This window comes from Bacillus sp. FSL L8-0654, assembly GCF_038629965.1.
Taxonomy (GTDB): Bacteria; Bacillota; Bacilli; order Bacillales; family Bacillaceae; genus Bacillus; species Bacillus safensis.
In genome coordinates, this window is sequence record NZ_CP152026.1 from 3,161,464 (window position 1) to 3,179,732 (window position 18,269).

Here is an 18,269-nt window from a genome sequence, read left to right on the forward strand (position 1 = left end):
GCAATCATCCTTCCGCTTTTAGCTCTAGCAATAGATCTCTTAATTCTGCTGCTTTTTCAAAATCAAGCGCTTTTGCTGCATCTTTCATTTCCATCTCGACTTTTTCGATCACTTTTTCTCGTTCTTTTTTGCTCATTTTCGAAAGTTTTGGTGCTGCTTTTGTTTCATATTCTTCCGAATCCTCATGTATCTTTGTTGCCTTAATGACATCTCGAATTTTCTTATGGATCGTTTGCGGGGTAATCCCGAATTTCTCGTTATATGCTTCTTGCTGTTCTCGTCTTCGCTTCGTTTCTTGAATCGCAATGTCCATCGATTTCGTCATATTGTCTGCATACATAATGACCCGGCCTTCTGCATTTCTCGCTGCACGGCCAATCGTCTGGATGAGGGATCTTTCAGAGCGCAAAAAGCCTTCTTTATCCGCATCTAAAATGGCCACGAGCGACACTTCTGGAATATCCAGTCCTTCACGAAGAAGGTTGATTCCAACAAGTACATCATATTTACCGAGACGCAGATCACGGATAATCTCAATCCGCTCAAGGGTCTTAATCTCTGAATGCAGGTAATTCACCTTGATTCCGATTTCTTTTAAGTAATCTGTGAGATCCTCAGACATTTTCTTCGTCAGTGTGGTCACAAGCACACGCTCATTTTTCTCAACTCGTGCATGAATTTCTCCAATTAAGTCATCAATTTGTCCTTCAATCGGACGAACTTCAATGATTGGATCAAGTAATCCTGTTGGACGGATAATTTGTTCCACAACCTCTGGTGTTTTCTCAAGCTCATACGGACCAGGCGTTGCTGATACATGGACAATATGATTGATATGCTTTTCAAACTCATCAAAGGTGAGCGGTCTGTTATCAAGTGCTGATGGCAGGCGGAATCCGTGATCAACCAACACTTGCTTTCTAGCTTGGTCCCCGTTGTACATGGCGCGGATTTGCGGAATCGTCACATGCGACTCATCGACAACAATCATAAAATCATCTGGGAAATAATCAAGCAGTGTGTAAGGTGTTGAACCAGGAGGACGCAAGGTCAGATGTCTTGAATAGTTCTCAATTCCTGAACAAAAGCCCATCTCTCTCATCATCTCAAGGTCATATCTTGTCCGCTGCTCAAGGCGCTGCGCTTCAAGCAATTTTCCATTTTCACGAAGCTTTTCAAGCTGTTCTTCTAGCTCTTGTTCAATATTGATAATTGCTTTTTCCATTTTTTCTTCTCTTGTGACGAAGTGAGATGCTGGGAAAATCGCCACATGATCACGATCACCAAGTATTTCTCCAGTCAGCGCATCCACTTCACGAATACGTTCAATTTCATCACCAAAAAACTCCACTCTGATACAATGCTCATCTCGTGAAGCAGGAAAAATCTCAACGACGTCTCCTCGGACTCGGAAGGTTCCGCGCTGAAAATCTATATCATTACGAGAATACTGAATATCCACCAGCTTACGAAGAAGCTGATTGCGTTCAATCTCCATTTCAGTACGCAAAGACAGCACAAGCTCTCTGTATTCCTCTGGCGAACCTAAGCCATAAATACATGACACACTGGCAATGATGATGACATCTCTTCTCTCAAATAACGAGGACGTAGCCGAGTGTCTCAGCTTATCAATCTCATCATTGATGCTGGCATCCTTCTCAATAAATGTATCGGTCTGAGGCACATATGCCTCTGGCTGATAATAATCATAGTAACTCACAAAATATTCAACAGCGTTATTCGGGAAAAATTCCTTGAATTCGCTGTATAACTGACCGGCAAGTGTCTTATTATGCGCAATGACAAGTGTCGGTTTGTTTACTTCTTTGATCAGGTTGGAGACAGTAAAGGTCTTTCCCGTACCTGTAGCACCTAACAGCGTTTGATGCTGTTTCCCCTGATGGATCCCCTCAACAAGCTTTTCAATCGCCTTTGGCTGATCTCCTTGGGGCTGATAGTTAGAAACTAATTCAAAGCGGTCACTCACATCAAAGCCTCCGTTTCGTTTACGAAATCTATCTAATGAATATATTATCATAAAAGAACACAAAAATACGAACTAAAGTTCGGCTCTCACTTGATTTTTATTTCCAATACAGTCATACCCTCTCTCCCATGGCAAATAACCCTCTTAAGAAAACCTTCCTTTCAGTATGGAACATTTTGGAGTGAGATATTCGATGAGCAGAAAAAGAAAGCTGCGCTTACTAGAAATCGTAAGCACAGCTCTTGTTTAAAACATGTCAGTTTTCAGCCGTCATGCTCTTGATGGCGATGACATCATTGATTTTTTTCAGCTTTCTCTCTTTTTTCGATTTCTTTCTTAGCCATAAACAAAGCCCCAGCTACTAAAGAAATAATATCTAATCCCACAATAAAGTAGGTTTCTGTATATCCCTTCATGTACGAAGCAAATAAAAGCGCTGCTGTTAACGCAATGCCCACGTAATGATTGTAAGTAACCTTTGAAAATAAAATAACGAGCAGGAAAGGAAAAACTAGTGCAAATATGGCTTTTGTAATCACAAAAACCCTCCCTCTTCATGGTCTACTTCCTTGATTATAGTAAAGATTGGCATAATGAACAATTCACAGTTTTCAATTTCGCCTTTTTTCTTCATGTTCGGAGACTTTTGTTGTAGAAGAAGAAGGAAATTAGTGAGATTGTCCCCTTTGTAAAGATAGGTCTTTCCGTCTTTGACAATAACATCCAATCAATTCTATGATTAAAATGATAGTGCGCACTATCATTTTGAAAAATAGAGAGACATACAAACCATTGGCTATTTGGATAAGGGGGCATTCCCATGTATTCAGTTTTATTTCATGCGGCTGAAGAATCCGCATCACTCGCAGGGGCAAAAGGCCTGAATTTAATCAAATTAAACAATCACGGCCTGCCAGTCCCAGATGGATTTATTATCAAAACCAACAGCTTTGCAAGCTTTCTTTCATATCACAATCTGCAGCCAGCAGAACAAAACCTTTCTCAAAAAATCAAAGAAGCATCGTTTCCTTTACAAATGGAAGCAGAGCTGCTTTCGTCCTTTCAATCCTTGCGGAAGACTTACCCCTCAGTTGCAGTCAGATCCTCTTCTGTTGCTGAAGATCTCGAAGGCGCCTCATTTGCAGGACAGTACGAGACCTATTTAAATATCAAAACAAATGAAGAGTTTTTACAGGCAGTCAAAGAATGCTGGTCTTCTTATTTTGCAGCGAGGGTCACAGAATATAAGGAAGAGATGAATGAAAACGAGGAAGAGATGCCGCTCATGGCCGTTGTCGTTCAAGGATTGATCCATTCTGACGTCTCCGGTGTCATCTTTAGTGAGAATCCCGTATCGGGGAAAACAAATGAAATGATGCTGACCGCAAGCTACGGATTGGGAGAAGCAATTGTCTCCGGTCTTGTGACACCAGACACGTTTATTGTAGATAAAGAGAACTTTTCGATTGAAAAAACACTTGGGGCGAAAGAGCTGCAAATTGTTCCTTTCCAAGAGGGTGTCATCGAGGAGCCGGTATCGAAGGAAATGGCTGGCCAGTTTTGCTTGAACGATGATCAATTGAAAGAAATCACACAAATCACGAAACAAGTAGAAGAACTTTACGGACATGGAGTCGATATCGAATTCGGAATTGCAGGTGGGTCGTTTTATTTACTTCAAGCAAGGCCGATTACTACAGCTCTTCCAAAAGCAGTAAATGAAACAGCAGGTGCTTCTTTTCAAATGAAACCAGAAGAGCTTCAGGATTTCTGGATTTCAATGGATGATCATATGCCTGGTCCAACGAGCCCTCTTTTCTCAAGTCTGATCATACCAGCCTTAAAAAGCGGGATGAAGAAAAATGGAGAAAAGTATCAAGTACCTGATATGAACATCAAAGATATTAAGCTTTACAGAGGCCACCTATACTCAGCACCGGATCTGCCACAAGCGGAAGAGGGAGCTGCACCCGTTTTTGATGAAAGTATATTTGAGTTATTTCCACATTTAAGTGAACGGATGTATGAGATTCTAGAGAAAAATTTCTTTCCATTTTACGAAAAACTCGATCGCCAAATGAATGAACAACCTATGACCATTGAAAAAGCCATCATTGGCTTTGAAGAATTAAAGGATTTTTATATCCAAGCATATGATGATCATTTTGATATCGTCATACCACAAGTCATTCTATCAGCCATCATTGAAGACATGCTTGTCACGTATACTGGTGACCAAACCCAAGTCGTCTTGCTTCATGAAATGATGATAGGTGTGATGAACAAATCTCTTGAAACAGACAAGGTGCTATCTGATATCGCAAAGGATGTCCTTCAAGATCCAGAACTTCACCAAGCATTTATTCATCATGAAAAGAACTCGGAGCTGTTACATGCGCTCAATCACTCGGAAAAAGGAAGGCATTTCATTTCGAAATTGGAGGGTTTTCTCCAAGTTTACGGCTGGCGATCTATTAAAAGTCATGACCTTACAGATGAGACTTGGGCAGAAAACCCAGAGTTTATATTAGATATCATCAGAAATAATATCCATTGCCATTGTGATTTTGATGAAGAATTTGCAAAAGCAGTTATCAAAAGACAAGAGACGTATAAACATTTTATCAATCAAGTGAAGGATGAATCGTTTAAAACAAAATTTGAGACGCTGTATCAATTTGCCCTTCAAGCAGCGAATATCCGAGATGACCACCACTTCTACATTGATGCCATGTTAGATGCAAAGGCCCGGGTATATCTATTAAAAATTGGTGAACTTCTTGTACAAAAAGGAGCCATTCCTCATCAAGAAGATCTTTGGTATCTCTACGATGAAGAGGTACAAAAAGCGCTCACAACGTCTATCTCATTTAATTCGGTTATCCAGCAAAGAAAGATAAAAATGAAGGAAAATGAAGACATTCAACCACCGGCTTACATTGGCACACCAACTGAAGCTGAACTGCAGCAAGTAGAAAGAATGCTTGGTTCATTAAGAGAAAATGAAAACAACACACACGATGTGATCCATGGAATTGGCGCATCCAGCGGTATTGTTTCTGGAAGAGTAAAAGTCATTACATGTGCTGACGAATTCTCACAATTTCAAAAGGATGATATTTTAGTTTGTAAAACGACCACACCTTTATGGACGAGCTTATTTAGAGATGCAAAAGCAGTCATCACCGATGCTGGAGGCATTTTATCTCATTCAGCTATTATCGCAAGAGAGTATATGATACCAGCTGTCTTAGGTACTAGAATAGCAACTGAAACACTTCAATCCGGTGACCTTGTGACAGTAGATGGCAGCAATGGACGCATTCAGATTTTAAAGCAGCATTCGCGTGTATAAACTTATCATTTTGGATGATATTGGCGGTCATAGGTTTTATCGGTATACTTACTTTGTTGCAAACACATTCATAACCTGAGGTGAGTATGCTTGTTAAAATCTACAAATCAACGAATCATTCGCGCAACAATGGATTTATTAACTGAAAAGGGCTATCAAAAAACAACAACCAAAGAAATAGCGACAAAAGCGAATGTGAGTGAAGCAACTATTTTTCGCAACTTTAAAAACAAACGCGGCGTCATTGCTGCCATTATGAAAATGAAATCAACACCGACAAAAATCCTAGAAGCAGAATTCAAAGGCGATTTATACACCGATTTGAAGTTTCTCGGTACCTATTTCCTTGAAGATTTGACTTCCAAAAAAGAATTTATTTATATCAGCATGCGAGAACCGGCTATGTTTAAGGATTTAACCAGTCATGAAAAGATTTACCCTCAAGAACTGAGAGAAATGCTCATACAATATTTCAAAAAGATGGGTGCCGAGCATCATGTATTAAAAGGAAATGAAGACATTTATGCAGACATCTTCATTAGTACGTATTTCGGATTTTTCATTCAGCAGCTAGAGCAAGATTTTCAACTCGTTCTCACACAAAAAGAAGATTTTATTGAAATATGCACACACATTTTCATGAGAGGAATTTCTCCCGCTTAAAGGGTGGAATTCTTCTTTTTTACAAAAGGTGGTATACACATTGAGGTTAAAAAAAGAGAGTTTCGTCATCTATTCTTTGTTGCTTGGAGCTATACTAGTTCCCGTCAATTCAACGATGATCGCTGTCGCTCTATCATCCATATCAACTTATTATGATCAATCTCTTGCAAACATCACTTGGGTTGTCACAATTTATCTTATTGTCATGGCAGTCACTCAACCTATCGCTGGTAAGTTAGGAGATATATACGGACACAGGCGAATGTATTTAATTGGGGTCATGCTCTTTTTAATTGGCTCAATTGGATGTGCTTTAGCTCCTAATCTAGCTTTTCTCATCACTTTTCGTTCCATTCAAGCAGCTGGCGGTGCTATTTTAACACCGAATAGCATTGCATTGATTCGTGCAACAGTATCCCCCGAAAAACTGTCTAAAACAATGGGGTATTTTGGATTTGGAGCCGGTATTGGTGCCGCACTTGGACCTTTTATTGGTTCGATTCTTATTCAGAGTTTTGATTGGCACTCTATATTCTTTGTCAATATCCCATTCTTGTTCCTTACACTTGTTACCGGCGTATTACTCATTCCGAAAACAAAGCATACACGCTTACAAGCAAATGTAGACATCACTGGTTCAATATACTTAACCATCGGGATTGCCACACTCATTCTATGCACTAAAAGCCAATTGCTAAATGAATACTTGATCTATGGAATTCTAGCGTTGATCGTCATTCCTTTATTCTTTAAACATGTACGAAAAGTAAAGAATCCGATCATCGATTTGTCGCTTTTTAAAAACAGTTCATTTACAAATGCAAACCTGTCGATCATGCTGAGTAATTTTGTGATGTATGCCATTCTTCTAATTATGCCGCTGTTTATGGAACAACAACTTGCACTTTCTCATACACAAAGCGGTATTATTCTATCAGTATTTTCTCTTTGCATGTCTATTAGCGGCTTGTTAGGGGCAAGACTCCATCCGAAAAAAGGCGCGAAAAAAATGATTGGCTTTTCATTTCTCTGTCTCACTTTATCAGGAATCATGTTAATCACACTCAGTCAGTTCCCTACCTTACCACTGCTTATCGTGACACTTGTCGCAGGTGGAATTTCATCAGGTATTGGGATGACCAGTATGCAGATGGCTTCTTTAACGTCTGTTGATCAAAGCTTATCTGGTTCAGCATCTGGCATTTTCTCTACCTTTCGATATTTTGGCAGTATCATTTCGTCTACATTGATTGGGATCATGAGTGGTTTTCAATCTTTATTTATTGTATTAATGGGTGCAGGCATTCTTGGTTTCTTTTTATCTCAACGTGTAAGAACCAAATCCACCTCCCCATCATCCGAACATTCCGCCTAATGACTCCCTTGCTCTATGTTTCTTTAGAGCGAGGAGTTTTCGTCATTTGTATCACTGTAAACTATAGCGAGTGCATCCATCAAATCCTGAAAATCATCTTTTAAGAAAGAAAAAATGGCATATGATCCAGACAAAAAAGGAACTTCAGGTACAAATGGTCTCCCTCACTTACCTAAAAGCTTTTTTTCATTCTTTCAGCATAGATAACTTCAATTTTTTTTCACAATTTTTGTGGTATGATTTTGAAAATAGAGAACGCAAAGGAGCGGAAGAATGGTACGTGTGAAATATGTTTTGATCTGTTTATCAGCTCTACTTTTATTCGTTACAGGCTGTGGAAAAGAACAGCAATTTACGCCGCCAGGCAGCTCTCAATCCATCGCTGTCATCTCTCAATTAAAAAAAGCCTCCTTTTCAATAGTTGATATACAAAAAAATAAAATGCTCTCTTCTGTGGATTTAAAACACCCACTCACTGATCTTATTCAAATCAATAAAGACGTCATCATCGCTACTAGTAAAGAGGGAGAATCCCTTATCGAAATTAATCTAAAACACGGGACAGCAACAGATTATATGAATGTGGATAAAGGACTGACTTCCCTTACATATGATGCAGCTTCTCATACATTAATCGCTGCCAACTCACAGAAAAATGTCGTTTATTTTATTGATACGGAGCGCAAAAAAATAAAATCGACTGTAAAAACTGAAAAATTACCTTCTTCTATGACTCTTTCTTCGTCAGGTATTTTATTTGTTTTAAATGCAGAAAGTCATACTGTCTCCGTCATAGATATTGAAAAGGAAAAAAATATACGTACGTTTTCTGTACTTGAACGGCCTTCTGGGATTCATTTTGATGGACAGTCCATTTGGATCGGCGGTCATGGTAAACAAGGCACCTTAAATAAGAGTATTTTTGCTTATGACCCTAAAACAGGCAAGAAACAGCGAGAAATAAAGCTAGGCGTTATGCCTGTTGCATTTTTTCCAGAGAAAAATTCTTCTACTTTATATGTACTATGTCATGGAGATCATACGCTATACAAAGTAGATACCAAAACAAATAAACAGCTTGCTTCTGTTGAAACTGGTCAAAATCCGAATTATATCACTGCTGATACGTCATCAATTTATGTGAGTAACTTGGATGACAATTCAGTATCCATCATCGATAAACACTCATTTATCATGAAAAATCAACTGAATGTCCCATCAGGACCTTACGCTATCGTGTTGGAGGAAAAGAAATGAAGGAACAAATGCGTATTTTAATCGTAGATGATGAGCTTGATATGCTTGAGTTAATCGGATCTTTTTTAAAGAGACATGGCTTTCACATTATCACTGCGAATAATGGAAAAGATGCCTTGCATCAGCTTGAAAAGGAATCTGTTGATCTTGTTGTATTAGATATCATGATGCCTGACATGGATGGATTTGAAGTCTGTCAGCGTATTCGACAAACATCTCAAATACCGATTTTATTTTTAACAGCGAGGAGTTATGAAGAGGACCGAATTAGAGGACTTGAAATTGGAGCGGATGACTACATCATGAAGCCTTTCAGTCTGCGTGAGCTTGCAGCAAGAATTGAAACAACCCTGAGACGAATTAGAGGTCTTTCGCTAAAGCGCAGCCGAATACAGATTGGTGACATGGAGATTGATCAAGATGGCAGACAAGTTTACCTCCATCAACAGCCCGTTAATTTAACAAGAAGAGAATTTGATTTACTCATGTTTCTTTTGCTCAACCAAGGACAAGTGTTTTCACGAGAACACCTTTATCAAAAATTGTGGGAATCACATTCAATGAGCGGCTCTTTAAGAACAGTCGATACACATATCAAAACGCTGCGACTAAAGTTAAAGGAAGCAGAACGATATATTAAAACCGTTTGGGGTGTCGGCTATAAGTTTGAGGAGGAAGAATGAAGCCATTATCGATTAAAAAGAAAGTACTCTTCTTAATTCTTGCAGTGATCGGAATCGTTGCAGCCTCAGCGCTTGCCCTTACCTTTTACTTATACCAGCACTTATATATTGATAAACAGATTGATTCCTTAAGTTTGCAAGGTAAGAAGCTTGCAGAAATCTATCACACACACGGGAAAGACAAGTATTTTACCGACAGAATGAAATGGGCAAATGACTCAAGTCAGGCGAACGTTATTTTTACAGATGATCCAATGGAGCTTTCAAGTGGTCTTCCTTTTGATACGAACACAAATGATAATCTCATTACGTTCAAGGAACGCCAAAAGCTCCTTCAAGGTGAAACCGTCGTGTTAATTAGAGAACACCCACAGTTTCACCAAGATATTCTTGGCATCGCCATCCCTGTTTTCTCAAGCAATGATGATCTATCGGGAACTATTTTCCTCTCCATGCCATTATCAGATGTATATGAACCCTTTGTCCAAATTAGATTGACGCTGGGTATATCCATCTCATTGATTCTGCTCCTGATATTTTTAATCGGATATAAGAGCTCCAATCACATTGTACAGACAATAAATAAAATGAAAAAAATTGCAATGGAAATGGAATCTGGCGATTTCTCAAAACGAATGGCCGTAACTAAAAAAGGAGACGAGTTAAACCAGCTTAGCCGCTCCTTTAATAAACTGTCTTCAACCCTCGAAAAAGTTGAGCAGCACCGCAGGGAATTTCTTGCGAATGTCTCTCACGAACTTAGAACGCCTTTAAGTTATATGAAAGGCTATGCAGAAGGAATTGAAGAAGGGGTCATTGATCAAAAAAAGGGGATGCAAATCATCCAAGATGAGGCCACACGTTTAAGCCGGCTTGTGCACGACCTTTTAGATCTTGCACAGTTAGAAGGTGACTCTTATCCACTTACGATGGAGCCAGTCGTCTTTGCACAGCTCATCCACGATGTTCTTGATCAAATGGCATTCATCGCTGACAAAAAAAGCATTATTTTCAAACGAACGCTAGAAGAGGATTGTATTGTTTATGGTGATAGCGACCGTCTCCAACAAGTGATACGTAATTTACTGGACAATGCCATTCATTACACGCCATCTGGGAAATCAATATCGATTGAATTACAAGTTCACCAAGGTGTTGCTGAATTGAAAGTGACCGACGAAGGCAGCGGTATTCCAAAAGAAGATCTTCCACATGTTTCTGAGCGATTTTATCGTGTAAATAAAGCACGAACAAGAAAGGATGGCGGCTCTGGCCTTGGACTAGCCGTTGTCTATCAAATCATCAAAAAACATCATGGAACATTCGACATTCAATCTGAGCCTGGCATTGGTACGACAGCCATCATTCAGCTGCCAAATACTCCTTTCACTGAAGACGTGCCAACCAAATAACAAATGAGATGAAGACTACCTATGAGAATCAGCTGTCTACATTTGAACAGTCTTCTTAACAACCACAATTTTTAATCCCTTTTTCATCACATATTCTATTTTTCAAAAGGGAGAGCTGAATGCTTCATTCACGAAATACTATCTCAAAAAAAGCGTGCAAGACCTTCTTGAGAACGTCCTGCACGCTTTTAAATCAAACAGCTGTTTCAAACCGCTTTCTGTTGATGAAGAAAGAAAGAGTAATAATCAGATAAATGCCCATTGTGACCATCGTTTGGACAATTGGAGTTGTTGACACAACGCCGATGAAAATGGCAATGATCGCAATCACAGAAAACCATGTTGTGAAAGGATACAGCTTCACGCGATATCCTCCTGGTTCTGCTACACTTCGAGATTTTAAATGCCCGACAGCAATAATAAACCAAATGAATAAGACCGTATAGCTTAAAGATCCCATTAAATAATTAAAGGTTTGACTTCCTACAAAAAGAGAAATCAATACAGCAGCATACAATGTAGATGTACACACTAGGATCGCTCTGACAGGCACCTGCTGTTTTGATAGCTTTGAGAAGCCCTTCCATACACGCCCATCCATCGCTTGCGTATAAAGTACCCTTGAGGATGCGTACAGCCCAGAGTTCATAGAAGACAAGATCGCTAATAAAATGATACCGTTCATGATGTCACTTGCGTATGGCACGCCAATCGTTGCAAACACGGTGACGAATGGACTCACTTGCTCATTGTTTACTTGATTCCAGGGAATCAAGCTGACGATGATGAAGAAGGGCAGTACATAGAAACCGATGATTCGTACAAATGTACTTTGAATGGCTTTTGGGATGACTTTTTCAGGGTTTTTTGTTTCTGCTAATGTGACCCCGATCATTTCAGTCCCGCCATATGAATACACCACCACAAGCATGGCCGCAATTAAGCCGCCTGTTCCATTCGGGAAAAATCCTCCGTGGTCGGTTAAGTTGGATAATCCCGGTGCAGCATGCTGACCAAATGAGACAAACAGCATGGTTAACCCAATGATAATAAATAAAATAATGACAGCAATTTTAATAGAAGCTAACCAGTACTCCGTCTCAGCAAACATTTTAACAGAACAAACATTGATCAATGTCACAACAAGTGAAATGATTAACACAAGTATCCAAATCGGCACCTGTGGGAACCAGTACTGAATAAAGATCGCAGATACGATTGCTTCTGCTGCAATGTTCAGCACCCACATTTTCCAGTATATCCAGTCTAAGAAATAAGCCGGATATTTCCCTAACACCGGTTCAATTAAATCACGGAATGTTCTTGCGCCAGGTCGTGCAACCGTCATTTCGGCAAGTCCTTGCATAATAAATAATAAAATAAGACCACCAATCATATATGCCAAAATGACAGCAGGACCTGCGATATCAATAGCGGAGCTGCTTCCTTTAAACAGACCAGCACCAATTGCACCACCAAGTGCGAGCATCATAATATGCCTTGACGTCATTGTTCGTTTTAACTGCACATGTTCCTTTTCCATTTTCTATAGCTCCTTTAAATTTGAATCTTCAGACAAATATAGGATAAAAACATATAAAAAGGCCAGTCATCTCCTTGAAGAGACGACTGACCTTGCAACCGCGTTACCACTCTAATTGATTCAGCCATAGCTGAATCCAACTTAAAACCCGTTAACGGAGGTCACACGTAAAGACTTACTATTCATTCAGTCTTACCGCTCTTTGAGCGAGTTCAATGATTCGTTTTACTGCGTTGCACCAACCCGCAGCTCTCTTAAAAAAACGGATGTTCATCTACTATTCTCAAGTCAAAGCGTTTATAGTCAATTTGTATATTCATCAAAGATTTTATTTTTTAAATATACTGACTAACCACGCAATTGTCAACATCCTTTTTCAGACATTCTCTTTTAACGAATCCAAACAGCTACTTCATCCATCGGACGGCGCGTTTTGCCGCGCTTTGGCTCGGTGACACGATAACCAAAGGCTGCCATGACAGAAATATCATACTGACCATCCTCAAGCAGCCCTTCTTCATCTAGAATGCGATGAATCTCATCGTAGCTGAATCCCTCGACCGGGCATGAATCAATACCAATTTGTGCAGCAGCTGTCATCATGTTTCCAAGCGCAATATACGTTTGTTTTGAAGCCCAGTCAAAGAGCGTACGTTCATTTTCTAACAAATGAAGATCATTCTCTTGGAATTCTTGGTAGCGTCCCTTCACCATCTCGAACGTTTCGTCTGACATTCCTTTGATTTGCTTGTTGATGTATTCTGCATATGCTGAATCATAACGGGCGTCTGTTCTTGCCAAGATGATCACAAAATGGCTGGCAGTAGGAAGCTGCTTTTGCGCTCCCCATGTATACTCTTTTAATTTTTCTCTAAATGCTTCATTTTGAACAACGAGGAACTTCCAAGGCTCAAATCCTACAGAGCTTGGGGAAAGTCTTCCTGTTTCTAAAATAAATGCAAAATCATCCTCTGATATTTTTTTCGTTGGATCAAACTCTTTTGTCGCATGGCGGAACTCATACGCCTCAATGATTTCTTTTTTTAATTGCTCTTTGTCTTGCATTGTATTCATCCTTTCTATTAACCAATTAGGGCGTTAGTTTCATCAATCCAATTTCTTTCCATTCCCATATAGAAATTGTTATGATAAAAAAACAACAGCCCGAATGTGTGATGTGATATCCCTATGGTATAAGAAAAGCTTCGAGTGATTCAAGTACGCACATTTTTGTTCGTTAGGTACCATCTTGTTCGTGTATCACCAAATTTGTCTTAGAAAGGAGTGTTAAGATGAGTGCACCATCCAATCCAGTCAGTATTGTCAATCATGGCTGTCCCGTTTCAGTGACGACAAGTGTCATCGGAGGGAAATGGAAAGGAGTCATCCTTTATCATTTGACTTGCGGACCAAAACGCTACAATGAATTGCGCCGGCTGCTGCCAAGAATTTCTCAGCGTGTCCTCACACTGCAATTGCGTGAGCTTGAACAAGACGGCATTGTTCATAGAGAAGTCTATGAGGAGGTCCCCCCTCGTGTCGAATATTCACTCACTTCTCTCGGAAATACATTAAAGCCTATCATCTTCGCCATGTGTGAATGGGGCGAATCCTATGGGAGAGAAGCGCGCCCAAAAGAAAAAAGCTGCCATCTCTAGCAGCTTTTTTTAAGATGAAATTGCCGTTGGCTCTTGCTGTGGATCATCCTTTACAAACAGGATGCCAAGCTGATGATGCTCCCCTTCGTAAGAAGCACGTTTCTCAAATCTTGTCTGACCATTTAAGCCAATGATCTCGAGCTTTGTTAGAGCACGATTGGTTTGAAGGGCTTCATAAAATTCCGAAACGGTTTTGACTTCAATTCCATTCACTTTTGTGATGACTTCTCCGATCTCAAGCTTTAAATCAGCCGCTGGTGTATTTGGAATAATCCCCAGCACCATCAGCCCTTGATTACGCTTAGAGAAGTAGAACGGAGCAGCATTGTCATTGACCCTCTGTTTCCATGAGAGAAAGGCTCTTCCTATCACCGCAATCAATACAGCTCCCCAAGCAATCGGTTCAAACCAAATACTTGCAGCACCTAATAAGGCGACAGCGAGTCCGAGCATGAGAATACGCCGCGCTGTAATTTGAATACTAACAATTGGCAGTGAGCCTTGAATTCTCTGACCGAATCCGATGATATATGGAATCAAAATAAATGAAAAGCTTTGATCATGTACTTGAAGCACCGGCCACCATGGCAGAGAAGAAGTGAATTCACCTGCCGGCATCAGCAAAACAAGCGGTAAAAGCCACAGACGGTTTGCCCGCTGCTGACCAATTAAAAGTCCTCTCGCACTCATCACCATAGCAGGCGATGTACGTAAATGCGCCGTTCGATAGGCTAGAATCCCCTCCGTCATTAATAGAAGTCCTAGCAGAATGACAACGGCTGATGCATTCATCATTGAGAGCTGCGGCAGCCAAGAATGACTCACTTGGAAATGCATCAGTCCAAGTGCCGCAATAAAACTGAAACCGAGTGTGTATGCAGACGAAAGCGCACTCGCCTTAAAGAATAAAGAGAAAACGATGGTCATCGCTGCAATCAGCACGATGAATCCAGGGGGGAGGGCAATCCCTAAGCCTACTGAAATAACGGATAGGCAAATCCCTAGAATCCATCCCTTTGAATATGTAAATTTAAGTTCATCGTATACATCTTCTATTCTTGTTTGAAACGCTTTTCTCTCCCGCTTTACGCGGATGTAGCCATGCAATAGGCTGATTAATATCATGAAATAAAAAAGAGGATGGATTAAAAACAGACCGACCGCTTTTAATCCAGCTCCCATCCACTCCGAGCTCATTATCGTTCACCGCCCAAGTCAAGCATTTTCTCTTATTCTATCAAATAAATCGATGCTTGACATCAGGTTTATTTCTCCTGATTCATCCAAAGTGTGACATTCGACAGTGAAAAATCTTTTAAGTAGTGATTGACATCTACATCTAGTATGCCGCCGAGCAGCTGCATCGACCTCTTGATGTCGGTTAAGTTTATACCAAGTCTCTTATGATTATCCATTAAATAATTGAAGTATATCTCAGCACAGTCTTCATCGATTTCGTCGACTGATTCTACCGTTGTGTAATTGACCAAGTACCTGCTTAACAGCATGAGCAGACTTAATGCCTTTGTAGCGGAAAACGTCACATCTTTCGTACGACTCTTAAGTTCCTCTACCAACTCGTAATATTTTTTCTCTCTCACAATACTTGCCCTTTTCAATTGTGTACCCCCATTTACTAGTTCTTTTAAGAAAAGCGCAAACCTCGGTACAGCTTCATGCTCAAGCTGAATATCCGCAAAAAATAAAATATTTAAAATGAGTGCTACTTTTTATTGTAAGAATTATTTATGTAACATACAACTTTCAAAAGTTTCATTTTCATGACATGTTTAAATCAACAGAAAGTCTCTTATATACATATGTTATCGGGTAAAATTGAAGGAATGTTATGTTTTTTGTAAAATAAATGAATATATTTCTCGATATAATTTATTTTTAATCATAAATTATTACATGTTCATGACACTTATGAACCAAAAAAAAGAGGCTATTATTCGCCTCTTTATTTTTTAAGATATAGTGCTTTTAGTGCAGTCTGTAATTGAAGGTCATTTTTTTCGTATGATTTCACTTCATCCACCATTTTGTTCATCATTTCCGCTGTTTTCAAATCAATGACACCTGATTTATCGAGATTGTATGTGCTTTGGAAGGCAAGTACGGCCTTTTTCGTTTCTTCATCAAAGTATCCATCTACTCTGCCAGGGTCAAATGACAATCCCTTTAACAGCGTCTGCGCTTGTCTCACTTCTTCATTGTTCATATCAAGCTGAAGCGGTTCTTTTAGCTGAAGCGGACCTGCGGTAAAGTAATCCGGCTGATGAATCGCAATTGTCGGTACGACCCCTTTTTTGTGAATCCAATTGCCTTTTGGCGTGAGCCATTTATACAGCGTTAATTTAATATTACTTCCATCTCCCATCGGAACCGCCTGCTGCACAGTTCCTTTTCCAAAGGAGACATCACCGACGACTTCATACTTTCCAGCTTCTTTCATGGCCCCAGCAAGTATTTCCGAAGCGGAAGCACTGCCTTTATCAATTAAGACATTGACTGGATAAGGCTTTTGTTCTTTCAGTTTTGAAAAATACCGTTTCCGGTCGCCATTCCGTTCTGCGATTTGAATATAGGGCTGATCCTTCGTAATAAAATGCTTCAAAATATCTTCCACACTTTGCAGATAGCCACCAGGGTTTCCTCTCACATCCAGTACAAGGCCTTCTATGCCCTTTTTCTCGAGCTGTTTCAAGCTTGAAGTGAAATCCTTCGCCGTATCTTCAGAGAAGCTGGAGATCGCAATGTAGCCTGTTTTATGACCATTTACCTCTTTTACAGAGGAAGTCACTGTTTCAAGCGGGATTTCTTCTCGTTTGATATGGAACGTCAGCTCTTTTTCAATCCCGTTTCGTTTGATTGTTAAGGCGACAGACGTTCCTTTTTTTCCTCTTATTTTCAGTACAGCATCGTTTAAGCTTTTTTCTTTCATCGGCTCACCGTCTATGCTGATGACTTCATCTTTCGGCTTTAGACCTGCTTTTGCCGCAGGGGATTTTTTAAAGGCGGAGACAATAATGATCTTTCCTTCATCCATCCCCACTTCTGCCCCAATTCCCTCAAAGGAAGAATCAAGCGAATCAGAAAATTGCTTTGCGGTTTGCTTGTCCATGTATACTGAATACGGATCGTTTAAAGTCGAAAGCATTCCTTGGATCGCGCCTTCAAGCAGCTTTTGCCGATCCACTTCCTCTACATATTCATTTGAAATAAGGTCATAGGCTTTCTCGATCTTTTCCATCCCATTCTCTTTCGCCTTATCACTTGATTGAGCTTGTCCAGCCATTGCAGCTGCTGCTTGCGGTGACTCCGCATGAGTTCCCTCTTTATGCGTCATCACACCTGCACTTATTAAGAGAACGACACTTGCCATAATAGATGCGACTTGTTTTTTCATATTTGGCCTCCTTCTTCAACTCTTCCTGATGACCTGAGTTATTATATGCCAGAAGAAGGGATTTCATGTAAAGACATTCTCCCGTGAAGGCTTGACGAATCATTTTATTAGGTGTAATTTTTATTTTGTTATGATTGAGAAGGAGTCTTCGCTATGTATATTATCTTGACGATGCTTTTATTAGGAATTTTATTAGGTTTTGTAGGAGCAGGCGGGGCAGGATTTGTCATCGCATTGCTTACATTAATTTTTGATATCCCTATTCATACCGCACTCGGGACGTCATTAGCCGCTATGGCATTTACGACACTATCAGGTGCATACAGCCACTACCGGGAAGGGAACATTCAGCTGAAATCTGGTTTGATTGTCGGGGCACTTGCTTGTATCGCTTCTTTTGCTGGGGCTAAGGTTGCTCCTTTTATTCCAGAAGAGAGTCTGCACTATTTAACAGCAGGGATGCTTTTTTTATCCGCTGTTTTTATGATGATCAAACTATTTGTTCTTAATGAAGAGGCTGAGCAGCAGCCGCTTTCTTCTCGTCAGCTAATGACAAGAGGCATTATTTTAGGCCTTGTGTCTGGGATGCTGTCAGGCATGTTTGGTATCGGGTCTGCACCATTCATTCAAGTAGGACTTTTGATTTTACTGAAGCTGTCGATAAGGCAAGCCGTTGGCACGACCATGCTTGTCATTATTCCGATTTCCATCGGCGGTGGAATTGGATATATTTCAGAGGGCTATGTTGATTTTATCTTGCTGATCCAAATATTAATTGGCACCGTATTAGGCGCATTTATCGGCGCGAAATTCACACGCCTTGCACCGAAGCTCTTATTGAAATCAGCTGTTCTGTTAACACCTATTATTGCCGGATTACTGCTGTTATTTTAATTCTAACTAGATCAAAAAAGCCGATAA

15 protein-coding genes and 1 other annotated feature are annotated in these 18,269 nt (G+C 40.1%); of the genes, 8 read left to right on the forward strand and 7 right to left on the reverse strand.

The window, feature by feature from the left end:
* Window positions 1-4: 4 nt before the first annotated feature.
* Window positions 5-1,990, reverse strand: a complete 1,986-nt coding sequence (uvrB, locus tag MHH65_RS16415; protein WP_024423583.1) for an excinuclease ABC subunit UvrB — start codon at window positions 1,988-1,990, stop codon at window positions 5-7.
* Between the two features lie 293 nt (window positions 1,991-2,283).
* Window positions 2,284-2,529: a CsbA family protein gene (locus MHH65_RS16420; RefSeq protein WP_034281059.1), complete on the reverse strand. Its 246-nt coding sequence runs from the start codon at window positions 2,527-2,529 to the stop codon at window positions 2,284-2,286.
* 281 nt (window positions 2,530-2,810) lie between these two features.
* On the opposite strand from MHH65_RS16420, the gene MHH65_RS16425 reads away from it, so the two are divergent.
* The 6 genes from MHH65_RS16425 (at window position 2,811) to MHH65_RS16450 (ending at window position 10,735) form a co-directional block, all read left to right on the forward strand.
* On the forward strand, window positions 2,811-5,345 hold the full coding sequence (locus MHH65_RS16425; RefSeq protein ID WP_268412585.1) for a PEP/pyruvate-binding domain-containing protein: 2,535 nt from the start codon (window positions 2,811-2,813) through the stop codon (window positions 5,343-5,345).
* Window positions 5,346-5,435: 90 nt separating this feature from the next.
* Window positions 5,436-6,008 (forward strand): TetR/AcrR family transcriptional regulator, encoded by a 573-nt coding sequence (locus tag MHH65_RS16430; RefSeq protein WP_034281062.1) that lies wholly within the window; start codon window positions 5,436-5,438, stop codon window positions 6,006-6,008.
* A 40-nt stretch (window positions 6,009-6,048) separates the two neighbouring features.
* A complete protein-coding gene (locus MHH65_RS16435) occupies window positions 6,049-7,383 on the forward strand; it encodes an MFS transporter (RefSeq protein WP_034281064.1) in 1,335 nt (444 codons plus the stop codon).
* A 273-nt stretch (window positions 7,384-7,656) separates the two neighbouring features.
* Complete coding sequence (locus tag MHH65_RS16440; RefSeq protein WP_098677682.1) at window positions 7,657-8,640, forward strand: YncE family protein; 984 nt, start codon at window positions 7,657-7,659, stop codon at window positions 8,638-8,640.
* Complete coding sequence (locus tag MHH65_RS16445; RefSeq protein WP_034281069.1) at window positions 8,637-9,323, forward strand: response regulator transcription factor; 687 nt, start codon at window positions 8,637-8,639, stop codon at window positions 9,321-9,323. Before MHH65_RS16440 ends, MHH65_RS16445 begins: the two co-directional genes overlap by 4 nt.
* Window positions 9,320-10,735: a HAMP domain-containing sensor histidine kinase gene (locus MHH65_RS16450; RefSeq protein WP_098677683.1), complete on the forward strand. Its 1,416-nt coding sequence runs from the start codon at window positions 9,320-9,322 to the stop codon at window positions 10,733-10,735. The genes MHH65_RS16445 and MHH65_RS16450 overlap by 4 nt, the downstream gene beginning before the upstream one ends.
* A gap of 193 nt (window positions 10,736-10,928) precedes the next feature.
* On the opposite strand, the gene MHH65_RS16455 is transcribed toward MHH65_RS16450, so the two are convergent.
* Window positions 10,929-12,278 carry an amino acid permease gene (locus MHH65_RS16455; protein WP_034281072.1) on the reverse strand — a complete coding sequence of 450 codons (1,350 nt, stop codon included), beginning with the start codon at window positions 12,276-12,278 and terminating at the stop codon, window positions 10,929-10,931.
* Window positions 12,279-12,353: 75 nt separating this feature from the next.
* Window positions 12,354-12,579 (reverse strand) — a binding site (T-box leader).
* 89 nt (window positions 12,580-12,668) lie between these two features.
* A complete protein-coding gene (locus MHH65_RS16460; protein ID WP_034281073.1) occupies window positions 12,669-13,343 on the reverse strand; it encodes an NAD(P)H-dependent oxidoreductase in 675 nt (224 codons plus the stop codon).
* A 227-nt stretch (window positions 13,344-13,570) separates the two neighbouring features.
* On the opposite strand from MHH65_RS16460, the gene MHH65_RS16465 reads away from it, so the two are divergent.
* Window positions 13,571-13,936: a winged helix-turn-helix transcriptional regulator gene (locus tag MHH65_RS16465; RefSeq protein ID WP_098677684.1), complete on the forward strand. Its 366-nt coding sequence runs from the start codon at window positions 13,571-13,573 to the stop codon at window positions 13,934-13,936.
* A gap of 9 nt (window positions 13,937-13,945) precedes the next feature.
* On the opposite strand, the gene MHH65_RS16470 is transcribed toward MHH65_RS16465, so the two are convergent.
* The 3 genes from MHH65_RS16470 to MHH65_RS16480 form a co-directional block, all read right to left on the reverse strand.
* Window positions 13,946-15,133 (reverse strand): PDZ domain-containing protein, encoded by a 1,188-nt coding sequence (locus MHH65_RS16470; RefSeq protein WP_024426241.1) that lies wholly within the window; start codon window positions 15,131-15,133, stop codon window positions 13,946-13,948.
* Window positions 15,134-15,201: 68 nt separating this feature from the next.
* Window positions 15,202-15,555, reverse strand: coding sequence for a swarming motility protein SwrAA (locus MHH65_RS16475; RefSeq protein ID WP_007500014.1), 354 nt, complete (start codon window positions 15,553-15,555; stop codon window positions 15,202-15,204).
* A 344-nt stretch (window positions 15,556-15,899) separates the two neighbouring features.
* Entirely contained in the window at window positions 15,900-17,348 is a 1,449-nt protein-coding gene (locus MHH65_RS16480) for a S41 family peptidase (RefSeq protein ID WP_024426242.1), read from the reverse strand.
* A gap of 153 nt (window positions 17,349-17,501) precedes the next feature.
* Between MHH65_RS16480 and MHH65_RS16485 the strand changes: the two genes are divergently transcribed.
* The gene (locus MHH65_RS16485; protein WP_024423598.1) at window positions 17,502-18,242 is read left to right on the forward strand and encodes a sulfite exporter TauE/SafE family protein; all 741 of its coding nucleotides are present in this window, start codon (window positions 17,502-17,504) and stop codon (window positions 18,240-18,242) included.
* Window positions 18,243-18,269: the final 27 nt, after the last annotated feature.

What these genes read in the sequence shown, in the direction of transcription:
- MHH65_RS16425 (WP_268412585.1), top strand. Translation starts at nt 2,811, where the DNA reads ATGTATTCAGTTTTATTTCATGCGGCTGAAGAATCCGCATCACTCGCA.
- MHH65_RS16440 (WP_098677682.1), top strand. Translation starts at nt 7,657, where the DNA reads ATGGTACGTGTGAAATATGTTTTGATCTGTTTATCAGCTCTACTTTTA.
- MHH65_RS16445 (WP_034281069.1), top strand. Translation starts at nt 8,637, where the DNA reads ATGAAGGAACAAATGCGTATTTTAATCGTAGATGATGAGCTTGATATG.
- MHH65_RS16450 (WP_098677683.1), top strand. Translation starts at nt 9,320, where the DNA reads ATGAAGCCATTATCGATTAAAAAGAAAGTACTCTTCTTAATTCTTGCA.
- MHH65_RS16455 (WP_034281072.1), bottom strand. Translation starts at nt 12,278, where the DNA reads ATGGAAAAGGAACATGTGCAGTTAAAACGAACAATGACGTCAAGGCAT.
- MHH65_RS16460 (WP_034281073.1), bottom strand. Translation starts at nt 13,343, where the DNA reads ATGCAAGACAAAGAGCAATTAAAAAAAGAAATCATTGAGGCGTATGAG.
- MHH65_RS16465 (WP_098677684.1), top strand. Translation starts at nt 13,571, where the DNA reads ATGAGTGCACCATCCAATCCAGTCAGTATTGTCAATCATGGCTGTCCC.
- MHH65_RS16470 (WP_024426241.1), bottom strand. Translation starts at nt 15,133, where the DNA reads ATGAGCTCGGAGTGGATGGGAGCTGGATTAAAAGCGGTCGGTCTGTTT.
- MHH65_RS16480 (WP_024426242.1), bottom strand. Translation starts at nt 17,348, where the DNA reads ATGAAAAAACAAGTCGCATCTATTATGGCAAGTGTCGTTCTCTTAATA.
- MHH65_RS16485 (WP_024423598.1), top strand. Translation starts at nt 17,502, where the DNA reads ATGTATATTATCTTGACGATGCTTTTATTAGGAATTTTATTAGGTTTT.